We start from the raw sequence: 25,956 nt of genomic DNA, 5'->3' as shown, positions 1-25,956 counted from the left end.
GTCTTAAAGCTCGCGACTACTGCGCGGGAGTTGGAACAACCAATTCGTCATATGCGCCAGTGAAACCGGTCAAGGACATAGACAGGTTGACCTTTTGGTCGGGTGCGGCGGCCGGAACAATAGAAACGGTGGCCTTAGCTCCGCGTTTGAAATTGTCGACCTCGGCCTGAGTAAAGCCGATATTGGCCACACATCCGGGCTGTGCGCAGAACCGGAACGGATAGCGACGCCCTTGGCCACCATCGACCGAGATTGTCAGCTGCTGCGTCAAAAGGGTCTCGAGCGGTACAACAACGGTTGCGCCGGCGACGGCTTGACCGCCAGCCGGAAGGCGTCCCATCGAAATCTCGGCCACGGCGTTGCCAGTTTCATCTTTCAGAAGCTGGTACATCTGGCAGGGATCGTCACCCTGTCCTTCGGGCAGTGCGATGCATTTACTTTCCCAGTCACCGACGACCTTTTCGACATAAGTCTGACCGGGCTGGCGGCCATCTGTCACCGGTTCGCCAAGATCAACGGTAGGCTGTGCGGGGGTGGCCTCGGCCTCGGTTGTGTCGGCGGCGGGGGCCTCGGTGCTTGTTTCCTGCGCAAGTGTGGGGGACGCCAGTGCCATAAGTACAATCAACGGCACGGTTTTCATCAGCTCTGCCTTCATGTCAGTTCCTTGTTAACTGTTGAGGTCTCGTATCGCGATTGGATAACACGATGTCGCGGGGCTGTCAGGCCCCAAACCGGGCTTTAGATTGGCGCCAGGGCAGGGGTGCCGCGATTGGGCAGAAGATTGCCGAAATTGACAGAAGCGGTTTGCGGGAAGGTCCAGTATGTTACTGTTAAAAATAGAAAAGGGCCCGCAAGCAGACCCTTTTCAATGTTCTCTCCCTGCCGGACTGACCGGCTTATGGGGCAGACGCTATGTCACTTGGTCGCAGGGGTCAAGTAAATTTATGCAGGTGATTTAAGCGCAGGGTTTAGTCGTTGAAAGAAAGCTCTCGTTTTCCGGGTAAACGTGCTAATGCCCTGATCATGTTAAAAAAATACCTCGCCCGAGGGCGAGGCCAGTCTGACAGGGAGGATGTCGCCCCAAGGTCATGGACACTTGGGGTAAAACCACTCTGGCACAGACTGGTTAATTTTGTATTGTTTGCCCCAAGAGTTCTTATGGCCGGGGAGGCACGCGGATGGATGGTGCAATTTTTATTGGTGGTGGGGGTGACGAATATGGCACCAAACAAGGGCTGCTGCTGAAATATGCGAACCGCCACGGCCTTGTCGCAGGGGCCACCGGTACGGGTAAGACTGTCACGCTGCAGATCATGGCCGAGAGCTTTGCCGCGCAGGGCGTGCCAGTGTTCATGTCGGACGTAAAAGGCGATTTGGCGGGTCTGGCTAAGGCGGGATCAGATACGTTCAAACTGCATGATGCCTTCACCAGCCGCGCGCAGAAAATCGGGTTTGACGATTATCGCTACGAGGCGTTCCCAGTGACGTTCTGGGATCTGTTTGGCGAACAGGGACACCCCATTCGCACCACTGTGACCGAGATGGGACCCTTGCTTCTGGCACGTCTTTTGGAGCTGACGGACGCGCAAGAGGGCGTCCTAAACATCGCCTTCCGCGTGGCCGACGAGCAGGGTTTGCCGCTTCTTGATCTGAAGGATCTACAGGCGCTTCTGGTTTGGGTCGGTGAAAACGGAAAAGAGCTGTCGCTGCGCTATGGAAACGTATCGACCATGTCAGTGGGTGCCATCCAGCGCGCGCTTCTTGTCCTGGAAAACCAGGGTGGCCATAAGCTGTTTGGCGAGCCGGCGCTTGACCTCGCCGATATTATTCGCACCGACATTGATGGGCGTGGCCGCATTTCGATCCTTGCGTCTGACAAACTGATGGGTGCGCCGCGTCTATATGCGACATTCTTGTTATGGCTGCTCTCGGAACTGTTCGAAGAACTGCCAGAAGTCGGCGATCCCGATAAGCCGAAGCTGGTCTTTTTCTTCGACGAAGCCCATTTGTTGTTCGACGACGCACCTAAGGCGCTGGTCGATAAGGTCGAGCAGGTTGCCCGTTTGATCCGCTCCAAAGGGGTGGGCATCTATTTCATCACCCAAAACCCTGCGGATGTTCCCGAGGATATTTTGGGTCAGCTCGGGAACCGTGTGCAACACGCGCTACGCGCGTTCACTGGGAAGGATCGCAAAGAGCTGAAGCAGGCCGCCGAGACCTATCGCGACAATCCACGGTTCTCGACCGAAGATGCAATCCGCGAAGTTGGTGTTGGCGAGGCGGTGACGTCATTTCTGGAGTCCAAAGGCGCACCCGGTGTGGTCGAGCGTACGTTGATCCGCCCCCCAAGCTCTCAGCTTGGCCCAATTGATCCGGGGGAACGGAAAGCCCTGGTTGAAACGTCGCCAATCGCCGGGAAGTATGAAACGCTGCAAGACCGAGAAAGCGCCTATGAGGTGCTGACCAAACGGGCGACCGACGCTGCAAAAGAAGCAGAAGAAGCAGAGCGTCGCGAAAAGGAAACTGAGACCCTGACATTGCGCGACTTTAACAACGGGCGCAGATATACCGGCACCGAAGATCGCAAATCAACGTCGCGCAGACGGTCACGCAAGGCCGATGAGGAAGGGTTTGGTGAAGCCGTTGTGAACGTTGTGATCAAAGAGCTGAAAGGCACGACCGGCAAGCGCATTGTGCGGGGTATATTCGGATCTCTGTTCAAAGGGCGGTAAAACGCGAAGGCGCGCCATATAGAGCGCGCCTTTTCAACGATTTGGGGCTCACAGAATAGTATATGTGATCTTCGAACCATCGTTACGAATAAAGGTTGCTTTATCACCTTTGACCACAACGGTCTGACATTGAGAGCCCTTCCATTTTTCGGGCGTCACGATTGTGCGACACCATTTCCCATCGCGGATTTCCCAGGTGCCGGTCGTGTTATTGGTTCCGGTCAGACGACCATCAGCATGGGACGTATAACGTTCGTCTTCGTAGGCCAGCGTCTTGCCGGATAATGCCGCGGTAAGAGCGCTGCTCTTATCGCTCGCACTCATCGATTTCATCTCGGCAGATGTGTCGCCGCCCATCTGGCAAGCCGTGAGAAGTGTGCACAGCACACCAATCTTTAGGACCGTATATTTCATAAAATCACCTTTGAATATGTTTAAGAATAGGTGCCTTTATTAACAAACAATGCCTTTTGTTGCAATTTTGGGCACAATTCTGTGACTTCAAATGTTATTGGTGCGTAAGAAATGACAGTAGCAAGCCAGCCATCAACACACACTACAACGGTTGTATCTTAAGCTCAGCCACGCGGTTGCCTTCGCGTCTTAGAACTTCAAATCGGAAGCCGTGAAACGAAAAGACCTGTCCCTCGCTTGGGATCATTTGTGCCTCGTGAATCACCAATCCTGCGACCGTGTTGGCTTCGTCATCTGGAAGGTTCCAATCATTGGCGCGGTTCACATCGCGAATGGTGGCGGCACCATCAACGACATAGTGGCCATCGTCTGATGGCTTGATCTCAGGCTCGGATTGTACATCAAACTCGTCGACAATCTCGCCCACGATCTCTTCCAAAATATCCTCGAGCGTGATCAGCCCCTCAAGCGAGCCATATTCATCGACAACCAGCGCAAAATGCGTGTGCCGCTTCAGAAACTCGCGCATCTGGTCATCAAGTGTCGTGGTTTCCGGGATGAAATAGGGCTCCATCGCCACTTGCAGCACGTCGAACTCTTCAATGGGCTTGCCATCCGATTGGGCCGAATACATTGCTCGGCTCAGATCCTTGGCGTGCATCACACCGATGATATTCTCCGGCTCGTCGCGATAAATAGGCAGGCGGGTGTGGCGCGAGGCAAGGATTTGCTCCAACACCTCGACCGCTGGGGCTGACGCGTCGATCATCTCGATCTGGCTGCGGTGAAGCATGATCTCTTCCACCGCGCGGTCGCCAAGATCAAGCGCCCCCAGCAAGCGGTCACGATCTTCCTTCTCCACCGCTCCTTCCGAATGACCCAGCGCGATGGCGCCCATGATCTCTTCGCGAACGGCAAGGATTTGGCTATCAGGATCGGTTTTGATGCCAAAAAGACCAAGCACGCCACGGGTGATGGCCCGGACGGCTGCAACAACCGGTGAGAACAACAATATGATGATCGAGATGGGGCCAGAGGCCAACGACGCAGCATCCTCGGAATTTGTGATGGCATAGGTCTTGGGCAAGACCTCGGCAAAGATCAGAACCAGCAGTGTCATGACCAGAGTGGCAAGCGCGACCCCGCTGTCACCAAAAAGACGTGTGAATAGCGCCGTCGCCAACGAGGTCGCGAGGATGTTGACAAGGTTGTTGCCGAGCAGGACTGATCCGATCAGACGCTCGTTGTCCTCGGTGATCGACAAAGCGCGTTTCGCGCCACCGTCACCTCTATCGGCACGGTTGCGCAGCTTACCGCGAGACGCCGCAGTCAGCGCGGTTTCAGAACCCGAAAAGAAGGCCGACAGCACAAGAAGGGCAGCGATTGCCGCGCAGCTGATCCAAAACCCAGTGTCCATAATGTTCTCGTTCGCCTATTTCGTTCCTACGATAGTCTTATGTAGGGCAAAGCTGTTGCATTCAAGGGATGGGCTAGAAACGATCACCCGAGCGGACCGCAATCTGGTGCTGCAATCCGTCCGCAGGCGTTTTTCTTGTCTCAAATATCCTGGGGTGAGCGGCCGTGCCGCGAGGGGCAACGCCCCTTTATCCTTAACGTCTTTGGCTCTGGGACAAAGGACGCAACCCAAATAATTACGCCTCGTCGCCAGAACACGGCAACGAGGCGCAAATGTGATTGAATGATACCCTTCTGTTACGACGTAATATCGTAGGCCCGTTCTCCATGGACAGATAGATCAAGCCCGTTGGTCTCGGTCTCCAGATCGACGCGAAGGGGCAGGAACAGACTGACCAGCTTGATCAGAGCGACCGTGACAACGACCGTGAAGATCCCCACTATGACCAGCGCACCGAACTGCGCGACGAACGTGCCCTGACCAAGAACGGCGATCATGATGGTGCCGAAGATGCCACCGATCCCGTGCACCGCGAAGACGTCCAGCGTATCGTCGATCTTGAGCTTGTTGCGCACAAGGTTCACGGCCTCCTGACACAGAATGCCGGCGACCGCACCGATGAAAAGGGCCGCGATAGGTCCGACAAACCCGGATGCAGGCGTGATCGAGGCAAGCCCGGCAATCGTGCCCGTGACAATGCCCACAAGGCTTGCTTTGCCGTATTTGATCCGCTCCCACAGCGCCCAAGTCAGTGACGCGGTCGCAGCCGAAATATGAGTGACCGTGATCGCCATCGCGGCCCCGCCATCGGCGGCAAGTTGCGAACCGCCGTTGAAGCCAAACCAACCCACCCAGAGCATGGCTGCGCCCACAAAGACCATCCATGGCGCGTGGGGTGGGGTGGTGCGGTGTTTGCGGGGTCCAAGGAAGATCGCGATCAATAAAGCTGCGATCCCGGCGGTCTCATGCACCACGATGCCGCCTGCGAAATCGCGCGTACCGATTGGGCCGAATATGCCACCATCTGCCATCGCGCCACCGCCCCATATCCAATGGACAACAGGCGCATAGCACAACAGCATCCATAGGCCCGAGAAGACGAGGACGAAGCCAAAGCCAACGCGCTCGACATACGCACCGACGATCAGCGCGGGGGTAATAATGGCGAAGGTCATCTGAAAGGCGAAGAACAAAACTTCGGGCAGGGTACCCGACAAGCTGTCCGCAGTGACGCCCGACAGGAATGCCTTGTCTAAACTGCCAAACCAGCCATGCGTCGCGTCCCCAAATGCGATCGTGTAGCCGAAAGCCAGCCATAGAACGCTCATCAAGCAAGCAATGGCATAGACTTGCATGAAGACGCTCAGCACGTTGCGCGCGCGCACAAGCCCGCCATAGAAAAGTGCCAGCCCCGGCAATGACATAAACAGCACGAGTGCTGTCGCCGTGATGATCCAAGCGGTATCTGCCCCGTTCATAATCCCCTCCTTCGCGGGTTTGGTATTGCCCGGTTTTGTGGCTCAAGTGGGATGTGGAAGGGATGGTGCGCGCCGATTTATCAGGCATTCGCGGCCAAAAATCTCGGATTGCTCAAAAAATGATCGCGCAGAGGCGTGCTTGGTGATGATTTAGGCGACTTGAGAACTGAGTTTCAGTCAGCGCCTATGGTTCGGGCAGCTTCGATCAATCGTGTTATGGCGTGGTTTGCGGCGGCGCGCCGGACGGCGTCTCGGCCAAGTGCGCCAAATTCGATGGTCTCGGTGTGACACCCGTTTGGGCCTGCGATACCAAAGCATACCCGACCTTCGGGTTTGTGATCCGACCCGCCGGGACCAGCGACCCCGGTGATCGAGGCGGCCAGATCGGCGTTGGACCGCGCAAGCGCCCCCATCGCCATTTCACGCGCCACCTCTGGCGAGACTGCGCCATGCGCCTCAAGCGTCGTGGGGCTCACGCCCAGCATCTGGCATTTGGCGTCATTGGAGTAGGTGATGAAGCCACGTTCATACACATCCGAGCTGCCTGACACTTCGGTCAGCCATGCGCCGACCATGCCACCCGTACAGCTTTCTGCTGTGGCAATCTTCACGCCGTTGCGGCGACACAGATCAAGAAGCGTGGCGGCGTCGGTGGTCACATCAGCACCATATGCGCGCCATAGGCTGCGATGATCACAGTGACGGCGGCTGCGATGCCCGCATAGACGTCGTCCATCATCACACCCGTTGCGTCCCCGCGTCGGTCAGCCTTGCCAATCGGCCCGAACTTGGTGATGTCAAAAAACCGAAAGGTGAGGAACCCAATGATCCAGCCGGGATAGAGCTGCAGAATATCCGCGCCCATCATCTTGGCCCCAAACGAGACCGGGAATAACGCGATCCACATGCCGACCACCTCGTCGATCACGACCTCGCTTGGGTCATGATCGTCTGAGCCTGCGGTGTAAGCCTCGGTCGCTTTAAGACCGACCAGATAGGCGACAATGGTGGCACCTGTCAGCGCGATAGGTCCGCCAATCATGTGCAAAATCCAAGCGGCGGGCAGGGCGGCAAGACTGCCCCAAGTGCCTGGGGCTGGTTTCAATAACCCCACGTTGAAAAATGTCGCGATCAGCTTGGCGGTCGATTTCTGCATCATATTAGTCCTTGATCAGCGTTGCGGTGGCGATCGACGCGATCCCTTCGCCGCGGCCGGTGAAGCCCAAACGCTCTGATGTTGTCGCTTTGACCGATATGCGGTCGACCTCCAGCCCCATTATGCCCGCCAGCGCGTCGCGCATAGCGTCTGCATGGGCCCCAATCTTCGGATGTTCGCAGATGAGCGTCACGTCGGCGTTTGAGATGCGAAACCCGCGTTCGCTGGCCAGTTCCACCGCATGGCGCAGGAATATGTCACTTTCAGCGCCTTTCCATTGCGGATCCGAAGGTGGGAAATGTTGCCCGATGTCGCCCTCTGCCAACGCGCCATAGATTGCATCGGTCAGTGCATGCATCCCTACATCGGCATCCGAATGGCCTTTAAGCGTCCGATCATGCGGAATGTTTACCCCGCAGAGGATCACATGATCGCCATCTGTAAACGCGTGCACGTCAAACCCGTTACCAACGCGAATATCCATGGCCCCATCCTTTTGTCGTTCCCGAAGTAAGCGATCCGCGCGCGCGAAATCATCGGGTGTGGTAATTTTTATGTTTGCTTCATCGCCCAAGGTGATGGCGACGTCCAGCCCAGCGGCGCGGGCAACTTCGACGTCGTCGGCCGCATTGCCATTATGGTTGCGATGGGCCGCCAGGATCGGGGCGAAGTGGAATCCTTGAGGCGTTTGTGCCCTATAAAGCCCGTCTCGCGATTGCGTGCCCGACACAATCCGATCAACGCCGCGCCACAGTGCATCTGTCACCGCAAGGGCAGGGGCCGCGCCTTGCGCATGCGCCAAAGCCTTGATCACGTCGTCGATCACTTTGGCGCTGACCAATGGACGCGCAACATCATGTATCAAGACCAGGTCAGGTGCATTGGCCTCTAACGCTTCAAGCCCGGCCTGAACGCTCGCGTCTCGTGTTGCCCCGCCATGCACCAATTCGACGTCAAGTTCTCGGGCCATGTCCTGATCATCTGGGTGAATGACCAATATGCATCGCGAGATATCGGGGTGTGACTGGAACGCCGCGATTGTGTGATCGGCCACGGGGACACCTGCCACCTCTCGCCACTGTTTGGGCTTGCCCGCTCCGGCGCGGGTGCCGCGGCCTGCGGCGACGATGATGGCTGCGATTTCCATGCCCTTGTTTAGGCCGTGCTGAAATGAAGGACAATGGGGTGAGTATTTGGGCAATTGTTGCTTAAAAAATAGGCAGAAGACAAACGAGCCACTCGCACAACCCATGAAATGTTGATATTTCACAAGGCATCACCGACGCTCGCCCCATTGCACAAGGATTAGGCATGCCAGTCAACATCAAGGACATCCCACTGGAGCCGCCGGTTCTGCTGGCCCCGATGGCCGGGATCACGGATCTGCCGTTTCGCAACCTTGTTGCCAGTTTCGGTGTCGGGCTTGTTGTGTCGGAGATGGTGGCAAGTCAGGAAATGGTTCAGGCCAAGCCCGGTGTGCGTGAACGCGCTGAGCTGGGGTTTGGTCATGCCAATACCTCGGTGCAACTGGCTGCGCGTGACGTCTATTGGGCCGGTGAGGCGGCGCGTATGGTCGAACAAAACGGCGCCAAGCTGATCGACATCAATATGGGCTGCCCTGCGCGCAAAGTCGTGGGCGGCATGTCTGGCTCGGCGCTGATGCGTGATCTTGATCACGCTCTGCGATTGATCGAAGCGATCGTGGCCGCTGTGTCCATTCCTGTGACGCTGAAGACCCGGTTGGGTTGGGACGACAGTACCCTGAACGCACCAGAACTGGCGAGCTTGGCCGAGGGGGCAGGCATTCAGCTGATCACCATCCATGGTCGCACCCGGTGTCAGTTCTACAAGGGTCATGCCAACTGGGCCGCGATCCGTCCGGTGAAAGACGCGGTGTCGATCCCCGTCATCGCAAACGGCGACATCTTAGACACCGCCACAGCCAAGCGCGCGCTTAACGACAGTGGCGCAGACGGTGTAATGATCGGGCGCGCAAGTGGCGGCCAACCGTGGCTGCTGGCGCAAGTCGCTCATGATATCTGGGGCACGCCGGCGCCGGTTATCCCGCACGGGCAGGCATTGGCCAATATGGTGGTCGAACACTACCGCGCGAGCCTTGATTTCTACGGGTCCACGCTTGGGGCGCGGGTCATTCGTAAACATCTTGGCTGGTATATGGATCAGGCCGGGACGCCCCCCGATCTGCGTCGGACGATACTGTCTGGCCGCGAAACGTCTGAGGTGATCGCGATGTTGCCCGACGCCATCCTTACGGAACGGAGGGCTGCATGAACGCAGACACACATCTGTGGTCCGCTTTGCCTGTCCCTGCGCTTGAGCTGGATGAGACAGCATGCGTCCTGCGTCTGAACACAGCAGGAGAAGCGTTTCTGAATACCTCGGAACGCAGTGTAATCGGGGCCAAAGTTGATGCGGCTGTAAAGTTGTCCATCGATCTTGAGGACGCCGTCGCGCGCGTGCGGACAACGCGCGGACCGTTCTATGTGGATGGTGCAAAGCTGACATTGGCGGGCGGCGAGCTGCGCGAAGTCAATGTGCAAATCGCGCCATTGACCAATGCTGACACAGGTGCAGAGCATATTCTTATTTTGCTGCAGCCCAAAGGTGGTGCTGAACATCTTGGGATGGTGCAAGGCTCAAAAGTGGCAGCGCGGCAGGCCATCGGAATGGCCGAGATGCTGGCACACGAAATCAAGAACCCGCTGGCGGGAATCACCGGGGCGGCGCAGCTGTTGTCGATGTCTTTGCCTCCGTCGGATCAAGAAATGACCGATCTTATTGTGGCGGAAAGCCGTCGTATCGTTGCATTGCTGGATCAGGTGGAACAATTCGGTGATCTGCGTCCACCCGCCTGCGCCTCGGTCAATATCCACGATATTCTGGACCGTGCCCGTGCCACCGCTCAGATCGGATTTGCGCCGGGAATGAAGATAACCGACAGCTATGACCCGTCGCTCCCGGAGGTTTGGGTTGACGGAGACCAGATGCAGCAAGTGTTCTTGAATTTACTCAAGAACGCCGCGGAAGCCACCGGCGGAAAAGGGAAAATCGAGATACGGAGCTTTTATGAGGCTGGTCTGAGGTTGCGTCTGCCAGACGGTGGCCAAGCCAGCTTGCCCCTTCAGGTCGAGGTGATCGACAACGGCCCCGGACTGCCGCCTGACATTGCCGATCACGTCTTCGATCCCTTTGTTTCGGGGCGTGAAAACGGCACGGGTCTTGGCCTTGCTCTTGTGTCGAAGATTCTGACTGATCATGGCGCGTTGATCGCCGTCGACAGCAGGCCTGGCCGCACCGTGTTTCGCATATCTCTGCCTGTTGCCACACAACACACCCGCAAAGGAAACTGACCATGGATGGCACCGTTCTTGTTGCAGATGACGACCGCACGATCCGAACTGTGCTGACGCAGGCGTTGACCCGCGCTGGCTGTCGGGTGCACGCAACCGGGTCTATGGCGACGCTGATGCGCTGGGTGGAGGATGGGCGCGGAGATGTTGTGATCTCGGACGTTGTGATGCCCGACGGAAATGGGCTTGAGGCGTTGCCTCGTATTGCGACGCTGCGCCCCAATCTTCCGGTGATCGTGATTTCGGCGCAAAACACTATCATGACAGCCATTCAGGCCGCCGAGGCCGAGGCGTTCGATTACCTCCCGAAACCGTTTGACTTACCGGATCTTATGAAACGCACGGCGCAGGCGTTAGAGCGCAAACGGCTGCGCGCGCCTGCTCTTGATGCAGCAGAGCCAGCATCGTCGAACATGGCCACGGATTTGCCGTTGGTGGGCCGGACCCCTGCGATGCAGGACCTTTACCGTCTGGTCGCACGGGTCTTGAATGTCGATTTGCCGGTGTTGATCACCGGGGAAAGTGGTACGGGGAAGTCGCTTATTGCACAGGCGCTTCACGATTTCTCGGATCGAAGCGAGGGTCCGTATATCATCGCGACCCCCGATGACCTTGCCCCGTCCGATGGCGTCGCCGAGGTGGTGCGTCGGGCGCGTGGAGGCACAATCTTGTTTGACGGGGTTGGTGATCTGGACGGCGAGGCACAAGCGCGCCTGTCGCGGCTCTTGGACAGTTTGGAGCAGGGTGGGCCAAGGGTGCTCGCGATCTCGCAAGGTGATCTTGCCAAGGCCGCAGCGCATGGGCAATTTCGGGAAGACCTTTACTATCGTTTGGCCGGTGTGGTGATCCCGGTGCCAAGCTTGCGCGAGCGGCTTGAGGATATTCCGGCGCTGTCCGAACATTTTCTGGCCCGCGCAGCCCGCGAAGGCTTGGCCGAACGCCGCTTTTCCGGCGATGCGATGGACCGCCTGCGCGCCTTTCCCTGGCCGGGCAACGTGCGGGAGTTAGAGAACCTTGTGAACCGATTGGCCGTCACCAGTACAGAGGATGAGATCACCGCAGCAGAAGTTGACGTTGCTCTTGGTGGCGCGGCCGCCACATCAGTCATGCCCACGGATTTATCGGACGAACGTCTGTCCGACTCAGTCGCGCGCCACCTTCAGCGATACTTCGATTTGCACGGTGGAACATTGCCGCCACCGGGCCTCTATCAGCGAATTTTGCGCGAAATGGAGCTGCCTTTGCTAGAAATCGCCTTGGACGCAACCGCGGGTAATCAGGCTAAATGTGCTGATTTATTGGGAATCAACCGCAATACCTTGCGTAAAAAGCTAACCGAGCTTGAAATCGAGGTGACACGCCGCCGCAAATTGATGTAAAAGGGCAACAAGCGTGGCAAACGGGCACAAGACCCGGCCACAAAGGCGGTCGCCGCGGCAACGCGGCCTAGAGTAGTAGGGGCGAGCACAGTGGCGCGACGCGCGGTGCGGAAGTCAATGTTGGACACATATTTGTCCTCGCGCTGGTGGCGCCAATTTGGCTCCTATGGCGCGTTCGGTATGATTGTGCTGGGCCCCGTTTTGGCCATCGCAACATTTCTGGCGCTGGGGCCGTTTACCCAACGTGCCGACAGCAACACGCTGCGCCTTATCCTTCTGGCAGATGTGATCTATGTGATTATGGTGGCCGGGCTTGTCTTGGCAGGTCTCGGGCGCATGATCGTCGCGCGTCGTCAGGAAAGCGCTGGATCCCGACTTCACCTGCGGTTGACCATGGTATTCGCCGTGATTGCGCTTAGCCCGACAATCTTGGTCGCGATCTTTGCCATGCTCACCCTGAATATGGGGCTTGAGGGTTGGTTTTCGGACAGGGTGCGCACTGTGGTTGGTAATTCGCTATCCGCGGCTCAGGCCTATAAGCAGGAAAGCCAAGACGGACTTGTGCAAGATGGCGATGCCATTGCGAATTTTCTGGAACGGCAACGACGCACACAGCTTTTGGTGACAGATGCCGAACTCGGTGCGCTCCTTAAACAAGGACAATCGCGAATTCAGCGCGGCCTGCGCGAAGCTTATGTCATTGACAGTCATGGGGAAATTCGGGTCCGTGGCACCGGATCTTACCTGTTTGACTATGAAAAGCCGACGTCTGATGAGCTTGAACGCGCCTTGTCCGGCGAAACCGTGGTGATCGAGGATTGGACGACCAACGAATTTCGGGTGCTGATCAAACTTGATAACTTCTCGGATCATTTGATCCAGCTGACCCGTGATGTGAACGGGGATATTCTGGACCTCGTGGATGAAACGCAAGAAGCGGCGCTGGTTTACAATCAACTTGAAAGCCAGCGCGATCAGCGATTGTTTCAATTTGGCCTTATATATCTGGGCTTTGCGGTGATCCTGATTCTGGCAGCGATCTGGATGGGCATGTGGTTTGCCGAACGGCTTGCCCGCCCTGTGGGGCGTCTGGCTGGCGCTGCACAACGGGTCGGGGCGGGCGACCTTGATGTCCGGGTTCGCGAAGAAGAAGGCGACGACGAGATCGCCATGTTGGGCCGTTATTTCAACCAAATGACCACTCAGCTGAAGGGGCAGCGCGACCGCTTGCTGGAAAACACCGAACAGATCGAACGCCGACGCCGTTTGTTTGACAGCGTGTTGGGATCTGTCACCGGGGGCGTCATCGGTCTTAACGACGCTGGGCTGGTGACATTCGTGAACCGCGCCGCCGAGCAGTTGTTGGAAGTGAGCGACGAGAACGGACAGGAACACGAATTGTCCCTTGTCGTGCCCGAGTTCCAGCCCCTTCTTGACGAGGTAAGGGCAGGACGTCGTGAAACCGCACAGAAAGAGCTTCACCTGACGCGCGGTGGTAAACAAGAGAACCTGCTGGTCCGCATTGCTACCCGTCGTAACAACGAGGGCGGGCTTGAAGGCTATGTTGTGGCGTTTGATGACGTGACCGAGCTTGTGTCCGCCCAGCGCATGGCGGCATGGGGCGATGTGGCCCGCCGCATTGCGCATGAGATCAAGAACCCACTTACACCCATTCAGCTCTCGGCCGAGCGGATCAAACGAAAGTTCAGCAAGGTTGACGGGATCGATGTTGAAGCACTTGAGCAATATACAGAAGTGATCGTGCGCCAGACCAATGACCTGCGCCGGATCGTTGACGAGTTCTCAAAATTCGCGCGAATGCCAGAGCCGGAGCGCCGTGCAACCGACGTGGTCGGGTTGATACGAGATGCGGTGCTGTTGCAGCAGGCTGGGCAGGAAGGTGTCGACATCAAAGCCGACCTCATGGACGGCCCAATTGATCTTGAGATCGATGCGACGATGATCGGTCAGGCGTTGACCAACTTGATTAAGAACGCCGGTGAAGCCATTGAGACATTGCAAGAAAAAGGCGCACCGGCGGAACACACCCCTGAGGTGCGCGTTGCCATGCATGACGCCACTGGCGGGATCGAAATAACCATCGCCGACAACGGGATCGGCCTGCCAGAGGATCGGGCCAAACTATTCGAACCGTATGTCACCACACGCGAAAAAGGCACCGGTCTGGGGTTGCCTATTGTTAAGAAAATTATCGAAGAGCATGGCGGGCGTCTGACCCTTGAGGACGCGCCCGTCTTTCACAAGGGCGGCACACATTTCGGTGCCATGGCCCGTATCTATCTGCCGATGGAAGCAGCCTCGGCGGGACAGTCAAACAGGGGGCAACATGAGCGATATTCTGATTGTCGATGACGAACGAGACATCCGGGAACTGATCTCGGATATTTTGGTGGACGAAGGATTTACCACACGGCTGGCGGGAACGTCAGATGAGGCGGTTGCGCAGGTGAAGGCAGAGCTGCCTTCGCTTATGATCCTGGACATTTGGTTGAAAGATTCCGCGATGGACGGGATCGACATCCTGAAGATGGTAAAGCGGGAGCACCCGGAGGTGCCGGTGGTCATCATCTCGGGCCACGGCAATATCGAAATTGCCGTCGCCGCGATCAAGCAGGGTGCCTATGACTTCATCGAAAAGCCTTTCAATATCGATCAGCTGATGGTCGTGATTGGGCGTGCGATGGAGACAAGCCGCTTGCGACGTGAAAACACGGAATTGAAACGCAAGGACACGCATCCCACTGACATGATTGGATCAAGTGCGGCGTTCAAGTCATTGAAATCTCAACTTGATAAGGTAACCAAGTCCAATGGTCGGGTGCTGTTGACCGGGGCCGCCGGTGCAGGCAAGGAAATGGCTGCACGCTATGTTCATGCCAATTCCGACCGGGCGTCCGCTCCGTTTGTTGTGGTGAACTCGGCCTCGATTGATGCGGACCGGATGGAAGAGGTGTTGTTTGGGCGCGAAAGCGCAGAACGCGGGATCGAACAGGGACTTCTAGAGGAGGCCAATGGTGGCGTCCTCTACTTTGACGAAGTGGCCGACATGCCGCTTGGTACGCAGTCCAAAATCCTGCGAGTCCTCGTCGATCAGCGTTTCCAACGCGTCGGTGGATCGGACAAGGTCTCGGTTGATTTGCGGGTCATTTCCTCGACCAATCGCGAACTGCAGGAAGAAATCGACGCGGGTCGGTTCCGCGAAGAGCTTTATCACCGCCTGAACGTGGTGCCGATTGTTGTGCCGCCACTGGGCGAACGTCGCGAGGATATCCCAGAGCTTTCTGAGTATTTCCTGGAAATGTTCAACCGTGACCAAGGACTGCCACTGCGCGCGTTCGCAGAAGACGCGCTTGCGATGCTTCAGACAATGCAATGGCCGGGCAATGTCCGCCAGTTGCGCAATCTGATCGAGCGTGTGCTGATCCTTGGCGAAGGCGCTGGCGACATTCAGGCGACCGATTTGCCGGGGCAGGAAAGCACCGGCGAGGATGCCGGTGAACAAGGCGTCGTGGTCTCGGGTGCACTTGCCATGATGCCGCTGCGTGAGGCGCGCGAGGCGTTCGAGCGTGAGTACCTGCTGACCCAAATCAATCGATTTGGCGGGAATATTTCACGCACGGCGAATTTCGTAGGCATGGAGCGCTCGGCCTTGCACCGTAAGCTAAAGTCGCTGGGTGTGGTTACCGGATCGAAAGCGGGCGCGCGCGTGGCTTATGTTGCCGGTGAAGACGAAGAGATGGAAGCCGAAGCTTAAGCAACCTGTCATGCAGGGGCGTGTGCGGGCATTGACCCTGCCACGGGCTTCTGCCATGGATTTTGACGTGACATCAGGGAGAACCGGATGAAGGTCATCATTTGCGGTGCCGGTCAGGTGGGCTGGCAAATCGCACGTCACCTTTCCAGCGAAAAGAATGACGTGACGGTGGTTGATAACAACGCCGAACTTGTGGCGCGAGCAACCGACACGTTGGACGTGCAAGGGATTGCGGGGCATGCGTCCTATCCCGATGTGCTTGACCGGGCAGGCGCGCGGGACGCGGACATGATCATCGCGGCCACTCATTCGGACGAGGTCAACATGGTCACTTGTCAGGTGGCCCATTCGGTCTTCGCCATCCCGCGAAAGATTGCCCGGCTCAGGGCGCAAAGCTATCTGGATGTGATCTATTCCGACCTTTATCGCCGCGACCATTTGCCGATTGATGTTGTGATCAGCCCAGAGCGTGAGGTGGCCCAGGCGGTGTTGAAACGTTTGCAAGCGCCCTCGGCCTTTGACATCGAAAGCTTTATGGAGGCGCGCGTCCAGCTTCTAGGCATTCAGATCACCGAAGATTGCCCGGTGGTCAACACGCCGCTGCGTCAGTTGACGGACCTCTTTTCGACGCTCAGCGCGGTGGTGGTTGGCATTCGGCGCGAAGGATCATTGTTCGCACCAGAGGCGGGCGACCAACTTTTCCCCGGCGACCAGATATACGTGTTCACGAGGACCGAGGACGTGAACCGCACGCTCGAAGTGTTCGGCAGGTCAGTAAAACGGCAAGAACGTGTGGTCATTCTGGGCGGCGGCAATGTGGGTCTTGCGGTGGCGCGTGAATTGGAAAGCCGCACCGATCGTATTCGGGCCAAGGTCGTCGAATACAATCGAACTGTGGCTGAACAGGCGGCCGATGCGCTAGAGCGCACGGTTGTTCTGCACGGCGACGGGATGAACATGGAACTAATGAAAGAGGCTGGCGTCCCCCGCGCCGACGCAATTCTGTCGGTGACAGATGACGATAAGGTCAATCTTCTGGCCTCGGTCCGGGCCAAGGCTGCCGGGTGTCCCATGTCGATCTGTTTGATCAATGATCCGTCGCTTGTGAACCTGATGGAGCCTTTGGACATCGACGCCTATATCAACCCGCGCACTCAAACAGTCAGCTCGATCCTGCGCCATATTCGTCACGGCAAAGTGCGCGAGGTCTATTCGCTGGGCGATGCCGAAGCGGAAGTGATCGAAGCACAAGTGCTGTCGACCTCGCCCATTGCCGGGCAGGCTGTGCGCGACATTGATTTTCCCGAAGGCGTATTGGTCGGTGCGATCCTTAAGGGTGAAGAGGTGGTAAAGCCCACCGGTAAAACCCGCATCGACGAGGGCGATGTAATCACCCTGTTCTCGATGGCCGCAGATATTCCAGAAGTGGAGCGTCTGTTGCAGGTCACCATCGACTTTTTCTGACGCCATATCGCGCTGAAAGCTTCTGACATGATGGCTCAAATCGCCAAACTGCCGCTTCTTGTGATCCTTATGGGGATCAGTTCGCTTGCGATGCTTTTGCCGGCTGGGTTTGGTTGGATGATCGAGGAGTTCTATCCCGCCCGTGTCTTCCTGTATGGGGCGTTATTATTTGGGTTCCTGACATCGTTTCTGGCGATGGCCATGGCGGGCCGTCCCAGGTCAAACAGACATGGGCGACACTTGTTGGCGCTGTTGGGTCTGTTCGTCCTTTTGCCGCTGATGCTGGCGGTGCCGTTTCATCAGGCGGTGCGCACGACATCGTTTCTGAATGCCTATGTCGAAATGGTTTCAGCCCTGACCACCACAGGAGCCACACTGTTTGACGATCCCGACCGGTTGGCGCGGTCGGTTCATTTGTGGCGCGCACTTGTGGGCTGGATGGGTGGTTTCTTCATCTGGGTCGGTGCGATTGCGATTTTGGCTCCCATGTCTCTTGGTGGGTTTGAGGTACGCGCGCGGTTTGGTGCAAGAGGGCAAGCCGCCTCTCGCGATACGCGCTTCGGGGCGGGGGTCAGCCAGATCACCCGAGTTGCAGATTTCTCGGAACGTGTTCGGACTTATGGTGTGCGTCTCTTGCCAGTCTATGTCGGGCTGACGTTGGCCTTGTGGATTGCGCTGATCCTGGCCGGAAACTCGGCATATATTGGGCTGTGCCATGCGATGTCGACATTGGCCACCAGCGGAATATCCCCGGTGGATGGTCCGGTGGGCGGGCAGTCGGGCTATCTGGGCGAGATGTTGATCGCCGTCTTCTTTGTCTTCGCCATTTCGCGGCTGACCTTTACATCGGACATGCACGGGGCCGAGCTGCGCCGTCTGACGGACGATCCGGAAATCAGGCTGGCGTTGGTGATCGTCATTCTTCTGCCCTTGTTTTTGTTTCTGCGTCACTGGGTCGGGGCCTATGAGGTCGATGAAGAGCAGAACTGGATTGCCGGGTTGGCGTCGCTTTGGGGAAGCTTCTTTACGGTGCTATCCTTCCTGACGACCACCGGTTTCGAAAGCGAGGCATGGACCGTCAGTCGCAACTGGTCGGGCCTGCAAACACCGGGTCTGATCTTGATGGGGCTGGCCTTGATCGGCGGCGGTGTGGCGACAACGGCAGGGGGTGCCAAGCTGATGCGGGTCTATGCGCTTTATGTGCACGGGCTGCGCGAGATGGAGAAACTGGTTCATCCATCGTCAGTCGGAGGATCGGGGACAGAAGCCCGTCATATGCGGGGGCGTGGGGCCTATATGGCGTGGGTGTTTTTCATGCTTCTGGCCATGTCTGTGGCGCTTGTGATGGCGTTGTTTGCACTGATGGGGCAAGATTTTGAAAGCGCAATGACGCTGACCATCGCAGCCCTAACAACGACTGGGCCAATTGCGCTGGTCGCAGCGTCCGAGCCAATTTATTACAGCGTGTTAAGTGATCCCGCCAAAATCGTTCTGGCGGGCGCCATGGTGTTGGGACGACTTGAAACACTGGCAATTGTTGCATTGATCAGCCCGGAAATCTGGCGGCGTTGACGCTGTCGGTCCAACTCGGCCAATAACGCCTTCATAGCATCTATGTGGTTTGATCGCCATACCCCCGATTGTCGGGTGCAAAAAGGGGCTGGAAAAGGTCAAAATGGCAAGTCATAGTGTCGCTTAGGTGTAATCCTGCCGGAGGACCGGCTGCACGATACAAAAAAGGAAAAAAGCGATGGCTGCCGATAAGCAAAACCTTCAGGATGCGTTCCTGAACCATGTCCGAAAATCTAAAGTTCCTGTAACGATCTTTCTGATCAACGGCGTCAAGCTGCAGGGCGTGATTTCATGGTTCGACAATTTCTGCGTTCTTTTGCGCCGTGATGGCCAGTCGCAGCTTGTGTACAAGCACGCAATCTCGACCATTATGCCCGGCCAACCGATCAACCTTTATGATGGCGAAGAAAGCTGAGCGATCTTGTTGACCGTGGAGAGGTGCCCACGCGGGCATGGGTGCTCCACCCGGAATTAATCGCAGATCAGGACCGTCGTGCACCCGCGCCGGCCCTTGAAGAAGCCGTTTCCCTTGCCGCTGCCTTGCCCCACCTTGACGTGCTGGGGCAGGAGGTCGTTCGCCTACGCACACCCCATCCCGGCAAACTTTTTTCCAAAGGCAAGCTGGAGGATTTGGGCCAACGTCTTCACGCAGCCGAGGTTGAGCTGGTGTTGGTCGATGGGGCCGTTAGCCCTGTTCAGCAGCGCAATCTTGAGAAAGAGTGGAAGGTCAAGATCCTTGACCGCACGGGCCTGATCCTTGAAATTTTTTCGGACCGGGCACGCACTCGCGAAGGGGTTTTACAAGTCGAAATGGCGGCGCTGTCCTATCAGCGCACGCGACTGGTTCGCGCCTGGACCCACCTTGAACGCCAGCGTGGTGGTTTGGGCTTTGTCGGTGGCCCCGGCGAAACTCAGATCGAGGCCGACCGTCGCGCCATCGACGATCAGTTGAACCGTCTGCGCAAACAGCTTCAGAAGGTCGTGAAAACCCGCGAGCTGCACCGTGCCGCGCGCGCCAAGGTCCCGTTTCCGATTGTGGCCTTGGTCGGCTACACCAACGCAGGAAAATCGACACTCTTCAACCGGATGACCGGGGCGAAAGTATTGGCGAAAGACATGCTTTTTGCGACCCTCGATCCGACCATGCGGCAAATCGAATTGCCCGCGATTGGCAAGCAGCCGGATGAAGGCGGTGGTCGCAAAGTGATCTTGTCAGACACTGTGGGCTTCATCTCGGACCTACCAACGCAGCTTGTCGCCGCCTTCCGCGCCACGCTTGAGGAAGTGCTGGCCGCGGACCTGATCTTGCATGTGCGTGACATCAGTCATGATAGCACGGACGAACAAGCGCGGGATGTAGAAACCATCATGGCCACGCTTGGGGTTAGTGAAGACACGCCTCAGCTGGAAATTTGGAACAAGATGGACCAGCTGGATGCCGATGCGCGTGACGCGAGGATACGGGAAGCGGCGCGCAATGAACACGTTCTGACCTTGTCTGCTTTGACGGGCGAGGGGTTTGACGATCTGGTCGCCGCGATTGACACCGCCCTCGATGCGCCGCGACGGACGGAGGTGTTGCATCTCTCATTCTCGGACGGGCGCAAACGGGCGTGGCTTTTTGACAAGGGGATTGTCGAGGCGGAAGAGCCGGGCGAAACCGGATGGGATATCTCCGTCACGTGGACCGACCGCGAAGCGGCGGAATACGCGGCACTTTAGTTTTATTTTGGCAGCAACTGCGTTACCCCGACCGACGCCGCGCGCGCCAAGGCCGGGTCAAGCGACATGGGTGTGTATTCTCCACGCCGCCACAATTCGCCCAGATCATCATAGTGCCGCGACAGCGGATGCCCCGATTGTCCGGTCGCAATCACGAACAGCGAAGAGTTCGGATCCGCGAAGTCATAGACACCGCGATACCCGGCGCCGTGGACATTGCGAAACGGGTTCTTGCCCGTGCCCGCCGTGCGACCACGTTGCAGCGTATTGTCGCCGCCTGACGTCGACTGACGGATGTTGACGAACCATTTCAGGAACGGCACATCGCCCAGCACTGGGTGCTTGTGAACGACCTCATGATAATCCCCCCAGCGTAGGCTTTCCTGCGATCCACCTGCGTTTTCCGTAAGCCAAAGGACGGCGTCATCAAGGGCCGCGCGGGCAATGTCTGTGCAGGTTTCCTTAGGCGCAGATTGGATCACATCGCACCAAACACTTGCCCCGTCGATATCGCGAAACACACGCTCGATGAACAGGGGTTCCAGATGCGGGAAGGCATGTTCCAGGGGGCCAAGTTCGTCGCGGATCAGGCGGCTTTGCAGGGCGCGCAACCACGCCGAATAGATCAGCGGCTCGGGCATGTGCTCGTTCATCTCGCCGTTCCAGTCGGCCAGCAATTGCAAGGCCTTCTGCCTCTCACGCTCGGGCGTGCCTTCGGGGGCGGCCTCGCCAGTGAACCATAGATCAGCCCCAACGAGCGGCAATAGCGTACGTGCGGTGACCGACACTGCATCAAGTTGGGTTTCGATAAAGCTGTCACGGGTGTGAACCTCGCGCGCTTGCATAAGGCGTGTCCAACGCTGCACACGCTGGCTGTCGCCCCAATTATAGCTCATGTGATTGGGAAAGGGCCGGTCCACGATCTTGTTGTTGGTGTTGCCAACGATCCCGCCACGCGGCTGTACAAATTCGGGGTTGGCGCTGTAGCTGAGTTTGCCTTGCCAAAGGTTTTCAGACCGCCAGCCGGGGCTTGGCATACGGCCCCGGGTCTGGTTGCGCACGTCACGCTTCGGCATCGCGCCGATGACTTTCATTGCGATCTGTTCTTTGTCGGCCAATGTCAGCGTCAGGCTGGGCGCGACGTAATCTGCACCTGCGGCGATCCCCTGCATCACAGTTTTCGCGCGCATCAACCCAATGGCCGCGCTCATCGAGCGGTCATCCGCCGTCAGCAGCGTCCAGTTGACTGACATGACATGTCCGGGTGGCGTGATCAGACCCAAATCGAACAGCGTGCCCGGCAGGATCGGCCCGTTATCTGACCATTGCAGATCGAAAGTGACGGGGGCCTCGTCCTTGATCTTTACGATCGACCCGCGACTTTTCAGGCGTTTGTATCCATCAGGCGTTTTAACTTCGGCAGGGTTGTCGGGGTTTACCTGTTCAACATGCACATCCTGATCGTCCAGATAGGACGACGTGATACCCCAGCCAAACTCGTCCGAGCGTCCGGCCAGCATGGCCGGCATGCCGGGAATCGTCGCGCCAATCACCCCGCCTGTCGACAGCTCCAACCGGGCCAGATACCAAATTGCTGGTGCATTAAAGCTGAGATGCGGGTCGTTGGCCAAAAGCGACCCGCCTGCGGCGGACCTGGAAGGCGCGGCGGCCCATGCGTTAGAGGCCCCAGCGAACCCTCGTTTGGGTGCGGGCCAAAGATCAGGTGTGTCTGAAGTCGGTGAAAGATGCGCGAACTGTGGCGTGGGCACTTCAAAGAGCGACGCATAGTCGGGCAGGGCGGCCACACCAGTGCCGGGAATGTCAGGCAGCACGTCTTTCACCCGCTCTTCTGGCAAGGCGAGTGTCACGCGGGCACGCAGAACCTCGTCCTGAAGTTGTCCTGCCAGTTGAACCCCCATCAATTTCAGGACCGCCAGACTGTCCGCTGGCCGCCACGGGGATATTTCATTTGAGAACATAAAGAACTCGGGCGCGCCACGTCCAAGGGCTTCGGTGTTCACACGCGACAAATAGGCGTTCACCCCCGCGCTATAGGAATTCAGAGCGGATTTCGTGTCTTCGTCCTGAACCGCGACCGCCTCTTTGGCCAGCGCATAGATATCAAGGCGACGCATCAGCTCATCGACCTTCAGTGTCCGACGGCCAAACACCTCTGACAGGCGCCCCTGCGCGGTACGGCGCATCATCATCATCTGCCACAAGCGGTCTTGGGCATGGGCATATCCAAGGCCAAAGAAGACGTCATCGTCATTCTCGGCGAAGATATGAGGGATATTGGCGTTGTTGCGCACAATCTCGACCGGGGCTTTGATGCCAGCCGTTTGGCGCGTGACGCTATAGTCTGGCAGGGACTGCGCGGCCAGATAATAGACCAGCACAAGCGCCAGACTAGCCAGAACCAGCAAGCCCGCCACAATGCGGATCATCCAAAGAACGACCTTGCCCATAGTTTCGCCTACCATTCCATCTGTCTTTGCAAGCTCTCGTTGACCTTGCGCGTTCTTGCGGTAACTACTGTGCCACACAGGGGAATTCAACGGAAGGAAACCGTCATGGCGAAATGTGCGTTTTTGGGGCTTGGTGTCATGGGCTATCCGATGGCCGGGCATCTTGTGGCACAGGGCCACGAGGTCACAGTTTACAACCGGACCGCAACGAAGGCAGAGGCATGGGCGGCCGAACATGGCGGTGCATGGGCGAACACGCCGCGAGAAGCGGCTGAGGGCGCTGATTTCGTGATGGCCTGCGTGGGCAATGACGATGATTTGCGGTCGGTCGTTTTGGGGGATGACGGTGCGTTGGCTGGGATGTCCGACGGCGCGATTTTTGTGGACCATACGACCGTATCAGCTGCGGTGACCCGTGAACTTTATGGCGCGGCAAAGACCGCAGGCGTGTCATTCGTCGACGCTCCGGTTTCCGGCGGGCAGGCAGGCGCTGAAAACGGTGTGCTGTCAATTATGTGCGGCGGTGATGAGGCGGCGTATAGCGCGGCTGAAACCATCATGAGCGCCTATGGCCGTACCGTGAAGCGTCTGGGTGACAGTGGGGCCGGGCAATTGACCAAGATGGTCAACCAGATTTGCATCGCGGGCTTGGTGCAAGGCCTGTCCGAAGGGCTTCACTTCGCGGAAAAGGCGGGGCTTGATATTCGCGAGGTTGTTGACGTGATCCAAGGCGGCGCTGCAGGCAGCTGGCAGATGGTCAACAGGCATAAGACGATGGCGGATGATCACTTTGAGCATGGGTTTGCCGTAGACTGGATGCGTAAGGATCTGGGGATTTGTTTGGCAACTGCAGATGAGAACGGCGCGTCGCTGCCGGTCACCGCACTGGTTGATCAGTTTTATAAGGATGTACAGAAGATGGGCGGCGGTCGTTGGGACACGTCCAGCCTGCATAAACGCTTGAAGTCTTTGGGTTAAGCTATTGTAGCAAAACAAAAAAGGGCGGCAAGGCGCCGCCCTTCGAAACTTGGAAATGTGTAAAGATCAGGGAATGATCCGCGTGTATTTTGCACCCTCGACTGATGCGCCTGCGATAAGACCTGCCTGACCAAAGACCATGGCCACGACGGGTTCGGTCGCAGTGATCGTATCGGCCGAAATGCGATCCCCTTCGGTTTGGAAAACGTATTTGATATCCGCGGATGCAACCCACCCAGAGGCTTGGCGGAAGTCCTGCAAAGCTTCTTCTGTCATGAAGAACAGCACATGCGCATATTGCTGTGCCCCGATTTGAAGCCCGGCACTGGCTTGTGCCAGCAAGTAGTAGTCAACCGTTACGCCATTGATGCGCAGTGCACCGCGACCGTATGCGCCGCCCAGTCCGAAACCGGCTTCGGTAATCAACGGCATCACAAGTTGGCCAGTCGACTTCTCAGCCAATTCGCGCGCGCCCGGGTAGTTGCTGTAAAGATAGTTCAGGGTGCTGTCGACGCGAGCGTCGATCCGTTCGCCGTCGCGTGATCCCACGCCGTTGTCACAGGCTGCAAGGCTAAGACCTGCGCCGCCTGCTGCGATCATGAACCCTCTGCGGGAGAAGTTGTTTGTCTGCATTGTATCGCCTCTTGATGTGCGCCCAGAAAAACTGGGGCGCCATGGTTTGCTCGTTCGCGGCTCTTTGTCCGCGTTGCCACAAAATATAGCGGAGCGGCGGACGTCTGTCACCTACCACGCGTATAAAGTGCGGAAAATTGCCGGAAATCTGAGGGTTGGCCTAACCGTCGTTCAACATACGCGCGACGCGGGGGGCGAAATAGGTCAAGATACCATCACATCCGGCGCGTTTGAACGCCATCAGGCTTTCCATCATCACCTTGTCGCCATCAAGCCAACCATTTTGGACTGCGGCCATCAGCATCGCGTACTCACCGGACACCTGATAGGCAAATGTAGGAACGCCAAACGTGTCTTTCACCCCGCGGCAAATATCGAGATACGGCATGCCGGGTTTGACCATGATCATGTCCGCGCCCTCGGACAGGTCACGCTCGACCAGTCGCATTGCTTCGTCGGAATTGGCTGGGTCCATTTGATAGGTCTTTTTATCGCCCTTTAACGCACCTGATGCGCCAACCGCATCACGGAACGGACCATAAAACGCCGAGGCGTATTTAGCTGTGTAGCTCATGATCGTGACGTTGCGGTGGCCTGCGGCTTCCAGTGCGCGACGCATGGCTCCTATCCGTCCGTCCATCATGTCAGATGGGCCAAGAATGTCTGCGCCAGATTCAGCCTGTGCCAGCGCCATTTTTACCAGAGCTTCGACGGTTTCATCGTTCAGAATCTCGCCGTCCCGTACGATCCCATCATGGCCATTGGCGTTGTAAGGATCGAGCGCGATATCGGTCATCACGGCGATCTCTGGCACGGCGGCCTTAATGGCGCGGATGGCGCGGTTTGATAGGTTGTCGGGGTTCCAAGCTTCTTCGCACGCTTCGGTCTTCAAAGCCGGATCGGTATTCGGAAAAATACAGATCGCCGGAATGCCCAGCCCAGCGGCCTCTTGCGCGGCTTTAACCAGCAGGTCGATAGATTTGCGGGTCACACCCGGCATCGAAGAAATCTCTTCTTCGTGGTTTTCACCCTCGACTACGAAGACCGGCCAGATCAGATCGCTCACACTCATCGTATTTTCACGCACCATATCGCGCAACGCCGCACTGGAACGTGTCCGACGCAGTCGTGTCATAGGAAAGGGGGCAACGGTGGTCGAATGTGGACTGCGGCTCATCTGGCTCTCCTGTGGCTCGGTCGGCGGCTTGGCCGTACGCTTGGGCTTGAAACTTCCTGCCATGGGAATGCATCTATCACAAGTGCGCAATCTGTCCCTGTTCGGTGCATTTGCGGGGTGGTGTTAGGGCCGTGTGGCGGCTAACGTGCGCGTAGTGATCACTCGGGCTGAGCAGCCATCCGCCGCACAACGTTTCGGCAGGAAAAACCAAAGGATAAAT

The 25,956-nt window shown here is 57.5% G+C and carries 21 protein-coding genes; 11 read left to right on the top strand and 10 right to left on the bottom strand.

The annotated features are described in order from the left end of the window. Window positions 1–16: 16 nt before the first annotated feature. Window positions 17–655 carry an invasion associated locus B family protein gene (locus tag V6N04_RS03385; protein WP_371168722.1) on the bottom strand — a complete coding sequence of 213 codons (639 nt, stop codon included), beginning with the start codon at window positions 653–655 and terminating at the stop codon, window positions 17–19. A 523-nt stretch (window positions 656–1,178) separates the two neighbouring features. On the opposite strand from V6N04_RS03385, the gene V6N04_RS03380 reads away from it, so the two are divergent. After that, window positions 1,179–2,732: a helicase HerA-like domain-containing protein gene (locus V6N04_RS03380; RefSeq protein ID WP_371168721.1), complete on the top strand. Its 1,554-nt coding sequence runs from the start codon at window positions 1,179–1,181 to the stop codon at window positions 2,730–2,732. 48 nt (window positions 2,733–2,780) lie between these two features. Here V6N04_RS03380 and V6N04_RS03375 read toward each other — a convergent pair whose 3' ends face one another. From V6N04_RS03375 to V6N04_RS03350, 6 genes are all read right to left on the bottom strand, one after another. After that, window positions 2,781–3,146, bottom strand: coding sequence for a hypothetical protein (locus tag V6N04_RS03375; RefSeq protein WP_371168720.1), 366 nt, complete (start codon window positions 3,144–3,146; stop codon window positions 2,781–2,783). Between the two features lie 142 nt (window positions 3,147–3,288). Beyond that, window positions 3,289–4,563, bottom strand: coding sequence for an HlyC/CorC family transporter (locus tag V6N04_RS03370; protein ID WP_371168719.1), 1,275 nt, complete (start codon window positions 4,561–4,563; stop codon window positions 3,289–3,291). A 296-nt stretch (window positions 4,564–4,859) separates the two neighbouring features. After that, a complete protein-coding gene (locus V6N04_RS03365) occupies window positions 4,860–6,041 on the bottom strand; it encodes an ammonium transporter (protein WP_371168718.1) in 1,182 nt (393 codons plus the stop codon). Between the two features lie 173 nt (window positions 6,042–6,214). After that, the gene (locus V6N04_RS03360) at window positions 6,215–6,700 is read right to left on the bottom strand and encodes a CinA family protein (protein WP_371168717.1); all 486 of its coding nucleotides are present in this window, start codon (window positions 6,698–6,700) and stop codon (window positions 6,215–6,217) included. After that, on the bottom strand, window positions 6,697–7,197 hold the full coding sequence (locus V6N04_RS03355) for a phosphatidylglycerophosphatase A family protein (protein ID WP_371168716.1): 501 nt from the start codon (window positions 7,195–7,197) through the stop codon (window positions 6,697–6,699). Before V6N04_RS03355 ends, V6N04_RS03360 begins: the two co-directional genes overlap by 4 nt. Window positions 7,198–7,201: 4 nt before the next feature. Next, a complete protein-coding gene (locus V6N04_RS03350) occupies window positions 7,202–8,344 on the bottom strand; it encodes a bifunctional 2-C-methyl-D-erythritol 4-phosphate cytidylyltransferase/2-C-methyl-D-erythritol 2,4-cyclodiphosphate synthase (RefSeq protein WP_371168715.1) in 1,143 nt (380 codons plus the stop codon). A 164-nt stretch (window positions 8,345–8,508) separates the two neighbouring features. Here V6N04_RS03350 and dusB point away from each other — a divergent pair, with 164 nt between their 5' ends. The 9 genes from dusB (at window position 8,509) to hflX (ending at window position 20,480) form a co-directional block, all read left to right on the top strand. Further along, window positions 8,509–9,489, top strand: coding sequence for a tRNA dihydrouridine synthase DusB (dusB, locus tag V6N04_RS03345; protein WP_371168714.1), 981 nt, complete (start codon window positions 8,509–8,511; stop codon window positions 9,487–9,489). Next, window positions 9,486–10,568, top strand: a complete 1,083-nt coding sequence (locus V6N04_RS03340; protein WP_371168713.1) for a two-component system sensor histidine kinase NtrB — start codon at window positions 9,486–9,488, stop codon at window positions 10,566–10,568. The genes dusB and V6N04_RS03340 overlap by 4 nt, the downstream gene beginning before the upstream one ends. 2 nt (window positions 10,569–10,570) lie before the next feature. Next, window positions 10,571–11,947 carry a response regulator gene (locus tag V6N04_RS03335; RefSeq protein ID WP_371168712.1) on the top strand — a complete coding sequence of 459 codons (1,377 nt, stop codon included), beginning with the start codon at window positions 10,571–10,573 and terminating at the stop codon, window positions 11,945–11,947. Window positions 11,948–12,064: 117 nt separating this feature from the next. Next, entirely contained in the window at window positions 12,065–14,320 is a 2,256-nt protein-coding gene (locus V6N04_RS03330) for a sensor histidine kinase NtrY-like (protein WP_371168711.1), read from the top strand. Further along, window positions 14,295–15,722: a nitrogen assimilation response regulator NtrX gene (gene ntrX / locus V6N04_RS03325; RefSeq protein ID WP_371168710.1), complete on the top strand. Its 1,428-nt coding sequence runs from the start codon at window positions 14,295–14,297 to the stop codon at window positions 15,720–15,722. The genes V6N04_RS03330 and ntrX overlap by 26 nt, the downstream gene beginning before the upstream one ends. A gap of 87 nt (window positions 15,723–15,809) precedes the next feature. Beyond that, window positions 15,810–17,186 carry a Trk system potassium transporter TrkA gene (gene trkA, locus V6N04_RS03320; protein ID WP_371168709.1) on the top strand — a complete coding sequence of 459 codons (1,377 nt, stop codon included), beginning with the start codon at window positions 15,810–15,812 and terminating at the stop codon, window positions 17,184–17,186. A 27-nt stretch (window positions 17,187–17,213) separates the two neighbouring features. Further along, window positions 17,214–18,758: a TrkH family potassium uptake protein gene (locus V6N04_RS03315; protein ID WP_371168708.1), complete on the top strand. Its 1,545-nt coding sequence runs from the start codon at window positions 17,214–17,216 to the stop codon at window positions 18,756–18,758. 178 nt (window positions 18,759–18,936) lie between these two features. Beyond that, a complete protein-coding gene (hfq, locus tag V6N04_RS03310) occupies window positions 18,937–19,173 on the top strand; it encodes an RNA chaperone Hfq (protein WP_133488330.1) in 237 nt (78 codons plus the stop codon). Window positions 19,174–19,196: 23 nt separating this feature from the next. Then, window positions 19,197–20,480: a GTPase HflX gene (hflX, locus tag V6N04_RS03305; RefSeq protein WP_371168707.1), complete on the top strand. Its 1,284-nt coding sequence runs from the start codon at window positions 19,197–19,199 to the stop codon at window positions 20,478–20,480. Window positions 20,481–20,482: 2 nt separating this feature from the next. On the opposite strand, the gene V6N04_RS03300 is transcribed toward hflX, so the two are convergent. Beyond that, window positions 20,483–22,948 (bottom strand): penicillin acylase family protein, encoded by a 2,466-nt coding sequence (locus V6N04_RS03300; protein ID WP_371169159.1) that lies wholly within the window; start codon window positions 22,946–22,948, stop codon window positions 20,483–20,485. Between the two features lie 105 nt (window positions 22,949–23,053). On the opposite strand from V6N04_RS03300, the gene V6N04_RS03295 reads away from it, so the two are divergent. Then, the gene (locus V6N04_RS03295; protein WP_371168706.1) at window positions 23,054–23,926 is read left to right on the top strand and encodes an NAD(P)-dependent oxidoreductase; all 873 of its coding nucleotides are present in this window, start codon (window positions 23,054–23,056) and stop codon (window positions 23,924–23,926) included. A gap of 66 nt (window positions 23,927–23,992) precedes the next feature. On the opposite strand, the gene V6N04_RS03290 is transcribed toward V6N04_RS03295, so the two are convergent. Together V6N04_RS03290 and hemB are read right to left on the bottom strand one after the other, a co-directional pair. Further along, window positions 23,993–24,559 carry a lipid-binding SYLF domain-containing protein gene (locus V6N04_RS03290; RefSeq protein ID WP_371168705.1) on the bottom strand — a complete coding sequence of 189 codons (567 nt, stop codon included), beginning with the start codon at window positions 24,557–24,559 and terminating at the stop codon, window positions 23,993–23,995. A gap of 160 nt (window positions 24,560–24,719) precedes the next feature. After that, window positions 24,720–25,736 (bottom strand): porphobilinogen synthase, encoded by a 1,017-nt coding sequence (gene hemB, locus V6N04_RS03285; protein WP_371168704.1) that lies wholly within the window; start codon window positions 25,734–25,736, stop codon window positions 24,720–24,722. Between the last annotated feature and the right edge of the window lie 220 nt (window positions 25,737–25,956).

This window comes from Aliiroseovarius conchicola (assembly GCF_041403445.1).
Lineage (GTDB): Bacteria > Pseudomonadota > Alphaproteobacteria > Rhodobacterales > Rhodobacteraceae > Aliiroseovarius > Aliiroseovarius conchicola.
The sequence above is the reverse complement of the archived record's forward strand: the minus strand, read 5'-3'. Positions and strand labels throughout refer to the sequence as shown.